Source organism: Aureispira sp. CCB-E (assembly GCF_031326345.1).
Taxonomy (GTDB): Bacteria; Bacteroidota; Bacteroidia; order Chitinophagales; family Saprospiraceae; genus Aureispira.
Genome location: NZ_CP133671.1, coordinates 734,889 through 746,270, shown reverse-complemented (window position 1 = coordinate 746,270; position 11,382 = coordinate 734,889). Strand labels below are relative to the sequence as shown.

9 protein-coding genes are annotated in these 11,382 nt (G+C 36.5%); 3 read left to right on the top strand and 6 right to left on the bottom strand.

What is annotated here, in order from left to right:
• Nucleotides 1-157: 157 nt before the first annotated feature.
• The 3 genes from QP953_RS02885 to QP953_RS02875 form a co-directional block, all read right to left on the bottom strand.
• A complete protein-coding gene (locus tag QP953_RS02885) occupies nucleotides 158-1,183 on the bottom strand; it encodes a lipopolysaccharide assembly protein LapB (RefSeq protein ID WP_052597921.1) in 1,026 nt (341 codons plus the stop codon).
• 244 nt (nucleotides 1,184-1,427) lie between these two features.
• Nucleotides 1,428-3,065 (bottom strand): NAD+ synthase, encoded by a 1,638-nt coding sequence (locus QP953_RS02880; protein WP_309553901.1) that lies wholly within the window; start codon nucleotides 3,063-3,065, stop codon nucleotides 1,428-1,430.
• A 397-nt stretch (nucleotides 3,066-3,462) separates the two neighbouring features.
• The gene (locus tag QP953_RS02875; RefSeq protein WP_052597919.1) at nucleotides 3,463-3,981 is read right to left on the bottom strand and encodes a gamma carbonic anhydrase family protein; all 519 of its coding nucleotides are present in this window, start codon (nucleotides 3,979-3,981) and stop codon (nucleotides 3,463-3,465) included.
• Nucleotides 3,982-4,309: 328 nt separating this feature from the next.
• Here QP953_RS02875 and QP953_RS02870 point away from each other — a divergent pair, with 328 nt between their 5' ends.
• Nucleotides 4,310-5,791 (top strand): hypothetical protein, encoded by a 1,482-nt coding sequence (locus tag QP953_RS02870; protein WP_052597918.1) that lies wholly within the window; start codon nucleotides 4,310-4,312, stop codon nucleotides 5,789-5,791.
• Between the two features lie 64 nt (nucleotides 5,792-5,855).
• On the opposite strand, the gene QP953_RS02865 is transcribed toward QP953_RS02870, so the two are convergent.
• From QP953_RS02865 to QP953_RS02855, 3 genes are all read right to left on the bottom strand, one after another.
• A complete protein-coding gene (locus QP953_RS02865; RefSeq protein ID WP_309553900.1) occupies nucleotides 5,856-6,722 on the bottom strand; it encodes a M15 family metallopeptidase in 867 nt (288 codons plus the stop codon).
• Between the two features lie 68 nt (nucleotides 6,723-6,790).
• Nucleotides 6,791-8,542 (bottom strand): fibronectin type III domain-containing protein, encoded by a 1,752-nt coding sequence (locus QP953_RS02860; protein ID WP_309553899.1) that lies wholly within the window; start codon nucleotides 8,540-8,542, stop codon nucleotides 6,791-6,793.
• Nucleotides 8,543-9,218: 676 nt separating this feature from the next.
• A complete protein-coding gene (locus tag QP953_RS02855) occupies nucleotides 9,219-9,632 on the bottom strand; it encodes a BrxA/BrxB family bacilliredoxin (protein ID WP_052597915.1) in 414 nt (137 codons plus the stop codon).
• A gap of 291 nt (nucleotides 9,633-9,923) precedes the next feature.
• On the opposite strand from QP953_RS02855, the gene QP953_RS02850 reads away from it, so the two are divergent.
• Entirely contained in the window at nucleotides 9,924-10,274 is a 351-nt protein-coding gene (locus QP953_RS02850; RefSeq protein WP_052597914.1) for a hypothetical protein, read from the top strand.
• Nucleotides 10,275-10,447: 173 nt separating this feature from the next.
• Nucleotides 10,448-11,368: a DUF5777 family beta-barrel protein gene (locus QP953_RS02845; protein ID WP_052597913.1), complete on the top strand. Its 921-nt coding sequence runs from the start codon at nucleotides 10,448-10,450 to the stop codon at nucleotides 11,366-11,368.
• The last annotated feature ends 14 nt before the right edge of the window (nucleotides 11,369-11,382 follow it).

The following is an 11,382-nucleotide window of genomic DNA, read 5'->3' as shown; positions in this document are numbered from 1 at the left end:
AACTAATAAAGTTTTTCAACGAACTATTATTCTGTATAACAACAAATATAATGCGTCGTCAAAATTCAGACAAAAACACCCTAGGTCAATCATAGAACAAACCCCAATACCAATACCATAATAATCAGCAACTTAAAACAAAAAACATAGACAAAAATTAGCAATATGCTGCTTTTAATTCTGCTAATTCTGCTTTTATTCTAAGTCCGTATTCCACCTTCTCTGCTGCTTCTAATGCCTCACAGCTAGCTGTTCTATCTCCCATATTAGCATAACAAATTGCCATATTTCGATAAGCATAAGCATTATTATTATCCAATGCTAAGGATTTTTGAATGGCTTCTAACGCAGCTGCATAATTGCCTTCTTGAATCAACACATAGCCTTTATTATTATACGCATACGCATAAGAAGAATCTTGGGCAATCACTTGATCAAAATAGTTCAAGGCATTGGGATAGTCATTTAATTCCAAATAAATAAAGCCCATATTATTGAGCATGTCAATATTATTGGGAAATACACTTAATGCTTTTTGACCATAATAAACAGATTGCTCTGCATTTCCGATAGAGCTATATAAATTAGAAATCATAGGATATGCTTCAGCGTAATTGGAATCTATTTCTAAAATTTGATGGTAATAACCAATAGCCCGATCAATTAATCCCTCACTTTCGGAAATCGTTGCCAAATTGTCCAAAGCTTCTATATTTCTGTTGTCCAATTCCAACACTCGATTAGCATGTGCCATTGCCAATTGTTTTTCTCCAATTTCTTGGTAACACCTACTTAAAGCCATTTGAGTAGCAATGTTGTCATCTTCCAATACAACAGCCTTCTTCAAGTAGGGAATAGCATCGTTTGCCTGATCCATTTTATCATATAATAACCCAAGCTCTATATTAGCAATCAATTCATCAGGGTTGATTGCCAACACCTGCTGCAATTCTTTCATTGCTAGTGTATTTTGGTTTTGCAACTTGTAAATAACAAACAGATTATACCGAGTCTGTATATTATTAGAATCTAAAGTCAACACCTCCTTGTTTAGCTCAATGGCTTTGGCATATTCTTCTGCTTCATAAGCCGCAACAGCCTCAGCACTTTTTTCTTCAACAGGATCTTGACAGCTACTAAAAAGGAATAGCAATGGGAGTAAAAATTGGAACGTGATTTTCATGTTGTATAATTTCTAAATTGATAATAACACAAAGGAACTGTTTATCTATAGTTAGCTGCGCCGCTGCTAATTTCTAAAACAATCCACGAAATATTCTAATAATACAAAGGTAGGAGATAAATCAGAGATTTGCCTCTTTGACTCTGTAAAATAAATGTTCGCAACTAATTTTGTTGAGAGGTAATAAAAAGTCGCCAACTCTACCTAAGTAAAATTGGCGACCTGATAATTACATTCGCTATTTTTAGCTCAAATATTTACCAACAATTGGAATTCGGCGCCCCATTCCAAATGCTTTGGCAGAAACTCTCAGTATAGGTGCTACTTGTGCCCGCTTAAATTCATTTTGATTGACCATTCTCAAAATTCGGCGGACTAATTTTTCATCGTATCCCATTGCTATCAATTCTCTCGGACCTTGCCGCTTCTCAATATATTGATACAAGACCCCATCTAAGGTATCATAATCTGGTAAGCTGTCAGAATCAAATTGATCAGGGCGCAATTCAGCAGAAGGCGGTTTGGTAATAATATTTTCAGGAATTACCTCTCCGTCTTTATTCATATATCTAGACAATGCAAAGACCTCTGTTTTGTACAAATCAGCAATGACAGAAAGACCTCCTGCCATATCGCCATACAATGTTCCGTACCCAACAGCAGCTTCACTCTTGTTAGAAGTATTGAGTAGTATATTGCCAAATTTATTGGACATAGCCATCAGCAGCATCCCTCGAATTCGTGCTTGGATATTTTCTTCTGTTACATTGAATGTTGTTCCCGCAAAGTGGGGTTTTAACAATTTTTCATAAGATGCATACGCCTCCTCTATTGAAATTAAGTCGTACTGAACGTTAAGATTTTGTGCCAATTCTCTTGCATCATTGATCGAGTGATCGGAAGAAAACTGAGAAGGCATTAATAACACACGAACATTTTCAGCACCTAACGCTCGTTGTGCTAAGACCGCAACAACCGCAGAATCAATTCCCCCCGAAAGTCCTAAAATTGCTTTTTTTAGCCCTAATTTGCCAAAATAATCTCGTATTCCTGTCACCAAAGCATCGTGAATCAAGGTCATTTTCTCTTTTGGTTGTACTTGATGCACGCCTCCTTTTTGAACCGTTTCTAAATCGTATGTACGAATACATTCTTCAAAATAAGGCAACTCATCGTGCACATTACCATCTGGCGACATAACCAGTGAACCCCCATCAAAAATAATCTCCGTTTGTGCCCCTACATGATTGACATAAAACATGGGTTTTCCATAACGCTCTACATTTGCTTTTAGGACATGAATTCGATTGCTAGCATGTGTAAAACTAAAGGGTGAAGCTGATAAATTCAACACAAAATCAGGACTTTGTGGCATCAACTCATCTAAAGGACAAATCTTATACAACGGGTTTTCATTACCAACATTCCAAATATCTTCACAGACAGTCAAAGCAATCTTGCACCCCTTGTAATCCACAACCTTAAATTCACTAGCAGGTTCAAAGTAACGATACTCATCAAAGATGTCATAAGTAGGTAACAACGCTTTGTGCGCTACTTGCTGAATTTTTCCTTCTGCCAAAAAATAAGCGGAGTTGTACAAATCTTTTCCTTCAATGACTGGATTTCGGCAAGGCGCTCCAACAACAATTGCTATCCCTGCCGCTGCTTTTGCCAAGGTATTGACGACTTCTTCGCTGCGTCGAATAAAGTCGTCAAATTCCAAAAAGTCTCGTGGTGGGTATCCTGTGACAGCTAATTCTCCAAAGACAACAATGTCAGCACCTTGTTCTTTGGCAGTAGCGGTAGCTTTCAACATTTTTTGTAGGTTGCCTTCAAAATTTCCAATGTGGTAATTTAATTGCGCTATGGCTATTTTCATAGTCGTTGTTTTTGTGTTGCAATCAGGCAAAAATAACCAACCTGTTGCAGGTTATATATTGAGTTTTTTTAGTCGCTTTTTCTAGGTTTATAATAATAACCAATCGCAACTTTGTTTGTTTTATAAACTAAGTTTATTTTATAAAGCTGTTTCTATACTTTTTAGTTCCCTTCACAAGGGAATAAATTAAAAGGTAGGTATTTTTTTGTATTTTTGAAAAGCTTGGCTACTGAATGCATAAAATAACCTCCTATACAGCAATAAAGATTTGTAAGATTATTATCAAAGATTAACAACAATTTAAAGATTTTAAATTGGATTTGACTTCCCCTAAAGGACACGAGAAGGTTTGTTTTATTGGTAGTAATAGGACGGGGAAGGATTTGTTTGCTTTACTTTAAGCCTCCTCATACCAACTCGCATACTTCACATAATTATCAGCAATACGAGCCACGGTATCCTGAAACTGTTCGGGACTCAACTCTTTTACTTTTTTGGCAGGAATTCCCGCATAAATACAATTGCTTTCCAAGTGCGAGTTTTCTAAGACTACTGCTCCTGCAGCAATCAAACAATTAGATTCTACCACAGCATGATCCATGATCATTGCCCCCATGCCAATCAAAACATTATCGTGGATCGTACAACCGTGTACAATTGCTCGATGCCCAATAGATACGTTGTTTCCGATTGTCGTAGCTGCTCTTTCGTAAGTACAATGTATGATAGCAGCATCTTGTACATTCACTTTATTGCCCAAGCGAATACTATTGACATCACCACGGATAACAGCCTGAAACCAGACACTACAATCTTTGCCCATTGTTACATCTCCTAAGACCGTTGCATTTTCTGCTAAAAAACAATTTTCTCCAAATTCAGGTGTTTTTCCTCGTACGGATTTAACTAAAGCCATCTTAACTTGTTATTTTTATGTAAAAAATAATGCGAGGTACAATGTTAAAAAAACAACATCCAACTTATCACTCAAAAGTTGCATCTTTAACTAGAGACCCCTTAAATTAAATTTTTAGATCCAATAAGATACTAATTTAAGGCTTATTTTGGTAGTCCCAAATGGTTTCGTATTCTATTTCCAAACCATTAACTAGGTACTAATTTTTACTATTTTTAAACTATTGATATACGATTAAATTACTTTGAGGCATGTTAATTGTTTTAAAGTAACCACTTTTAGGTCTTACTTTATGCATTTTTCGTAACACCAAAACACATTTAAGATAGTGCGATATTTACTTTTTATACTCTTGCTTAGTTGTTTTTCTCCCAATTTGTTGGCACAGGATTTTATTATCAAAAGCCCTTTGAAAGACAAGGAACGAACCAATCGAACACATACTTTATTCAATTACGACTCAACTGGCTTTTACCCCTTGCGGTTCAACAAATACCTTAGTTATGCTGAGATTGAACACTATGACCCTTCAATGAATTTTAAAAAATCCTATGTCGTAACTAAAAAAGCGAGGAAATATATTGGTGTTGTCAATCTTCATAGTAAGTTGTATTTACTTTATTTTCGATATATTGAAAACAAACGAGAAAACACACACGATCGAGTTAGTTTGTATGCCAAGCAACTGCAACCTGATTCATTTTCATTGGTTCCCGACTCTATTGAGCTGATTCAGCCTTTTAAAATGACCTCTAACTATTATAGAGGAAATTTTGCCGTTTCTCCTGATCGCAGCAAAGTTTTGGTTTATGACTATGAAGAAGAAGGAGACATTGATGACGTTAGTGGTTTGACCAATGAAATTACCGTTCGGGTATTTGACAGTTCTTTTAAATTGCTTTGGAAACGAAGTGTCAATCTATCGCCTAATGGGGGTGCCAAGCGTACCGTTGCCATCAAAAAACTACGAGTCAACAACAAGGGCGAAGTGGCTATTTTGACAGATATATTTCGAGATCAACGAAGCTACAACCTAAAAAAAATCACCGCAGATCCTACCTTGTTTTTTGTAGGTAAAGAAACCAATAACTTCTCTTTATTCAAACCAAACTTAGGAGAGTACTTTTTTAATCAAATCAACTTCACCTTCGACACAGAAGGAAATATTCTGTGGTTTGGCTTTTATTCCAAATCACGATATTATCAACAACGTGGAGTCTTTTTTATCAAAATCAATAAGGATAGAACGAAGGTTTTGGTAAAAAAACGGCATGAATTCACCAAAGAGCAAATTGCTCAGTTACTCAATAGAAAGAAAGTGAACGACAAAGCAGAGGGGCGCTCGTATCGATTGATTCACTGGCGCTTGACCAAAGAGGGAGGCATTGTATTATCTGCGGAACAACAGCCTAGCAGCAGTTATAATTTTAGAAGTAACGATATTTTAGCGCTCCGCTTTGATCAAGAGGGAGAAATTCAGTGGTTTCAACATATTTATAAGCATGGTGAACAGCCATTAAGACAAAAAGTATTTTTATCACATTATATGTTTGCCAAGGGAGAAAATACCTATTTGCTCTTTAACCAAGGTTTGTATGCTGACGGTTATGCTGTTGCTGTTAAAATTAATTCAACAGGCAAAAGTACGGCTAAGAAATTTTACACCTATGAAAAACAACAAGAGCTTTTCTGTCCATTGCTGTCCTTTCGTTTAAAAGGTTCTCAAACATTTATATGCCTACAAGATCGTTTTTTTAGTAATTATAGATTTGCCTTATTGGATTTTGAAAAACTATTTGATAAGCAATAAAACAAAGGAGATTGAGCAAGTTCGTCTTGCTCAATCTCCTCTTCATACTATTTTCAAAATGCTGTTACAAACAAGCAGGATTGATACCTAAGACATATTTTTTCACGACCTCTATCATTGGAGCAGACTCTGCGCCCAAAAAGCCATCAATATCTTGATCCGTTATTTTTTGAGCATAAGCATCTGTCAAATCCTTAGAAATTGGCAAATAAGACCAATGCCATTTCTCTTCTTGATAACCATAAGGTCTATTTTCCCCCATTTCCGAATATACTTGACAAAAGCCATATTCTGATGCATGGGCAACAAGCCACTCGTACTCTTTCAAACCTTGCCCGCTGCTAAAATAATCAGGCTCTAAATTATTAATATCAATATCTGTCCCCCAATGATGACGAGACGTGCTAGGCATTGAACTCCAACGCAGTATTTTAATGGCTCGTCCTTTAGGATCGTTTACTTCTTTAGGCAACATTTTACCATCCACTTTGCGTCTACCTGTCCATTTGGCTTCCCATATTGACTTCTGCACATCAAAAGGTCTAGTTGCTGATATAATCAACAAACTAATTCCATCTTCTTTAGCCGCAGCATGCATTTTTTTAAAGCTTTCTAGAGCTTCTGTACGCATATACATTTCTTTTTTTGCATAAGGTGTCGGAATTTTGCTAAAACGCTTATCCTTGGCAGGATCAAATTTACCCATCAAGTATTTTTTGCTAATTTTCTCCATAATCTCTTGGCGTTTCTCTGGTGAAACATCCGCATCAAATTGGATGACACTATCTGGAATTTCAGGAATCAGAGAATCTGTTGCAGGAATTTCTCTAGCTGTTTTTGTTATAGCATTGGGTTTTGATTCCGTAGAATTACAAGCTGTCCCCAAAAGTCCAGCAAAGCCCAATACAGCAATTATTATTCTTCGTTTCATAAATTGAGAATTGCGTATGTGATGATCAAAAATTGGTAATATTGTTACTCTATTTATTGCTAAAGCTATTAGCTTGTTATTTTGACACTTTTTTTAATCAACCTTCCATTACAACTAATTTCCAATAGATAAAACCCCTTTTCTAGATGTCGAATATTTAATGGAAAACTTTGCTCTCCCGAAGTAGCATTAAATTCTCGAACAAAAACTTGACGTCGTTTGGTATCAAATAACTCAATCACCACCTTGGTGGGTTCTGTCAATGTTAACGGGACTTGGAGTTGTCCAGCATGGACACTACCTTCAATCACATCCAAACTTTGACTCCCCAATGTCCGCACTTCAATATACTCTTGTACAAACTCTTTTCCCGATTGATCTATTGCTGCAATTCGATAATAGTATTTACCACCACGTTTTTCTGTTCTATCCACATACTCATAGTGCCGCTGTTTATTTGCCGAAGGTCCTGCTCCAGGTACAATGCCTACTGTTTTCCAAAATACTTTATTGGTAGAAACTTGGATTTTGAATTTCACCTCATCAACTTCGTATATAGATTTCCATTTTAAAGCAACCTCATTATTAGAAAAATGCGCCGAACTAGAAGCTATTTCCATTAGAATTTGAGCTTTCTTAGGAACAAACTTTGCCTTATTCTGATTATATATCGTAATAAAATCAGCCCCATCAATTTTCCAAAGATCAATGTTTTGAGGCATATAAAAACGATTGTCATCTAATAGATAGGTAACCGCATTGGCATTTTCTGTTTTGATAGTTCGAATTTCAATCTTATTCAAATCTACAAAAAACCATTTCACTTGATTAAAAGAACCAACAGCGCGAGTCCAACGCTTGCTGTCGTCAGCATCTCTCAAGGGAGCCCCCCATCCTCCTTCTCCTACAAAGACAGTTCCAGTAGGATCCTGTACAAACCCCTCATCGTAACCAGGTTCTGCTTTGTTTGTCGTTGCACGAATAGGCCATGTAACTTTTGACAAATGGGAGTCACACTCTAGCGCCAACTGTATGGCATATCTATGAAATAATTTTCCCCAATGAATGCGCATATACTCCTGTTCATGTTTGCGGCGATTATGAGGGCGCATGGGGTGATGATATTGCGCCATTCTCCACGCAATTGTTTGACTTTCTTTTAAATCCTTTTCCAACCATGCCAACTGACTACTACTAGATGACTGCATACTATTAAGCGTATAAACACGCATTAGTCCTCTAGCGAAGGTCAATCCATAATAAACCATCTCATGCGGCACATCAAACATATCCACAATTGACGCATCCGAACGTTCGTGGTTTCCTCTTGCAGCTACAACAGCAGTCATACGACCATCTTTTGCAATAGTCAACTGCCAATCGTCCAACCACTCCTGCCATTCTCTGCTGCTATCCCCTCCTGTCATATCTCCTGCAAAAAGAACAAAGTGAGGACGGCAACGCGCCACCATTTTATTCGCATTTTGACGAGCAATTTTATGGTTTCTTGAATCTCCTCCTCCAATGATAGACAAACGGCTTTCGTGTTCGTCTGGCAGTGTTTTAAAAGAAAAACGTTGGCTAATCCCATCGCTATCTTTTATCACAAAATAATATACCGTATTGGGACGCAACTTGCTAAGGCGAGCAAAATGATTGTGCATACCTTTTGCATGAACCGTTCTTTGTGGATAAGCTTGGTAAGCATATTTACTATAATCTTGTCCATAATCAGAAGTACTATAATAAACCATTGGATTCTCTCCTGTTATTTGCTCCCAACCAATTGTTATCGTGGTAGAGGGCTCATCTCGAATCATACATCGATATCTTCCTGTTCTAGCAAAAATATCTATAGTCAACAATGTTATTATAAATAATATTAAAAAGAGCTTTTGCACAAAAAAAAACATTTATATAAGTATTTAATTTTAATAGTCTACTAGTCATTCTCTTGATTCATAATGGTTGGCTTTTGCACTACTAGCACAAGCTAACTCGGCAAGTTCAGTTTTTTAGCAGACTAATGTAGTTTGGTATTGATATAGATACAAATCATTGTATAGAATCCCTTGATACACCATCAAGCTTACAAATTTAACTTAATTGCGTTGAGTATTCACAATAATTAATCTAATTATATCTATTTAATCCTTTGTGGCTTTTGAGATTCTCTATAAAAAAGCAAAAAAGCCCAACTTCACTTAGAAGTTAGGCTCTATTTATTCTTCTGTATTAAGGCTTTAGTACTTCGTGGATTATTTTATGAGATCGCTTCGCTTAGTTACCTGCGGTGCTACTTCGTGGTAGCTTCCTGCGGTTGTAAGATTACTATCGCTTAGTTTTTTTTTTTGTAAAAACCCCCAAGAACATCTTTGATCGGTTTAATTATCAGTTCCTTGAAAAAACAAGCAATACAAACATACTCTATTACTAATCAACGGAGAAGCCCTCACACGCTAAACTGATACGATTTCCCCACGAAGTAATGAAGGCTTAACAAAATTTGTCGAATGCCATTTTTAGATTCGCAGCAATTGCATCAGCAGTATTTCCTTCGATATGGTGGCGTTCCAAAAAATGTACTAATTTACCATCTTTGAACAAAGCAATAGACGGAGAAGACGCTGGATAAGGCAACATAAACTCTCTTGCCTTGTCTACTGCAGCTTTGTCAACACCGGCAAATACAGTCACCATGTTGTCTGGCAATTTTTCATTTTGAGCAGCCATTTTAACCCCTGGGCGACAATTTCCTGCCGCACAACCACAAACAGAATTCACAACAACTAATGTGCTGCCTTCTTTTTTGCTCAATAAGTCAGAAACTGCTTCAGCAGATTTAAGTCCTTGGAAACCATGATCTGTCAAATCTTTTTCCATGGGTATGGTCAAATGTTCTGGATACATTACGTTCTTTTTTTTTGTGATAATACGATTTTATTTTTTTACCTTGTATAAAGGCAGATTTTGCACCTACTATTATAACAAAGAATATCTTATAATAGTAGACCTTACTTTTAGGGTGTTTTGTATTAAAAAAAAATAATTTCAAACACAAAATAACCTAAAAGAGACTTCTAAACACAAATTTAATCATTTTAGTTTAGAACTCATCTAAAGTTTTGCTTCTCTATTTAATTTTTTGTGTCTATTAACAGTTTCTATTATAAATTTTAATGTCCTAACAACTATTGTATTATGAAAAATAAAATTCTTTTTGCAACTTTCTTAACTGTCGGCTCCTTTTGTTTTTTTTCTTCTTGTGCAGATAAACTTGTTGAGCCAGACAACACTATAGATTGTGCTACCTCTAGAATCACGTACAACGATCACGTGAAGGGAATTTTAGATGCCAAATGTAACCTTTCTGGTTGCCATGACGACAATTTTCAAATTTCATTTGGTGCTTTTTCTACCTTGAGTGATGCTCGCAAACAAGATATTTATACTCGTGTTTGCGTCACCAAAAACATGCCTCCTGCTGGTATGACATCTGAGCGTGTTGATACCATTCGCTGTTGGTCAGAAAACGGTTATTTGGAAAACTAATGCGTTTTACACTCTCCCTTTACCCAATTTAGTTAATTTTATTATTCAAACAAGTACTTCATCGTCACCCTTTTAACGTCAATCGAAGTACTATTCAATAAATACTTCGTGAGTTTTTGTGCTTCACAAAACAACTTCAATTCTATTCACGAAATACTATTAAACCAAAGTTTATGAAACATCTATCCACTATTGTTTTGGCTGCTCTAACCCTTATTCTTATTGCTGCTTCATCGTTGCAAGCCCAAGACAAACCTCAAAAGGAGTATGTTTATCAAACCTTTAAGGACACAAGAGTCATTAATACATACTCTATCGAAACGCTTCAAAAAGGCATCTTAGACTTTAGAGTAGCCCATCGTTTTGGGGATATTTTTGGTAGAAATGCAAATGGAAACTGGAACTTTGAAAATCTTTGGGCTAATTTTTTAGGTTTTGAAAGTGCTGCCGATGTAGGTTTTGGGGTAGAATATGGTATCACCAATAATTTTATGATTGGCTTTCACAGAACCAAAGGTTCTTCAGAATTGCGCTCTTTATTACATTTAAATGCCAAGTACAAATTTTTGGCGCAAACAAAAGATAACAGCATGCCTTTGTCGATGGCAGCAGCAGGTGTTTTAACAGTTTCTACAATGCCTCCATCTGCTGACCAAACATCATTGGCTAGTTTTCCTGGTGGTTTTGGGCATCGCATGATTTATTCTCTACAATTATTGATGGGGCGCAAATTCGGAGATATATTTTCGTTGCAATTGTCTCCAACTTTGGTCTGGAGAAACTTGGTTCGAGCAGAAGACAATAACGCTTTAGTCAGCATGGGAGTTTCTGCGAAAGTTCAAGTTAGCAAAGTTATTGGTATCATTTTAGATGCTAATGTACCATTCGATAAACTGCGTTGGACAGCAGGAAGTGGCTACCATATGCCTATTGGAATAGGTTTTGAATTTGATACCGGAGGACACGTTTTCCAAATTAATATTACCAATTCAGCTGGAATTGAGCCAACTGATTATATCCCTAATACCAACTTGAACTGGGCAGACGGTGAATTTAGAATTGGTTTTACAATTTCGAGAGGGTTTAGAATGTAATGCCCTCTCATTTT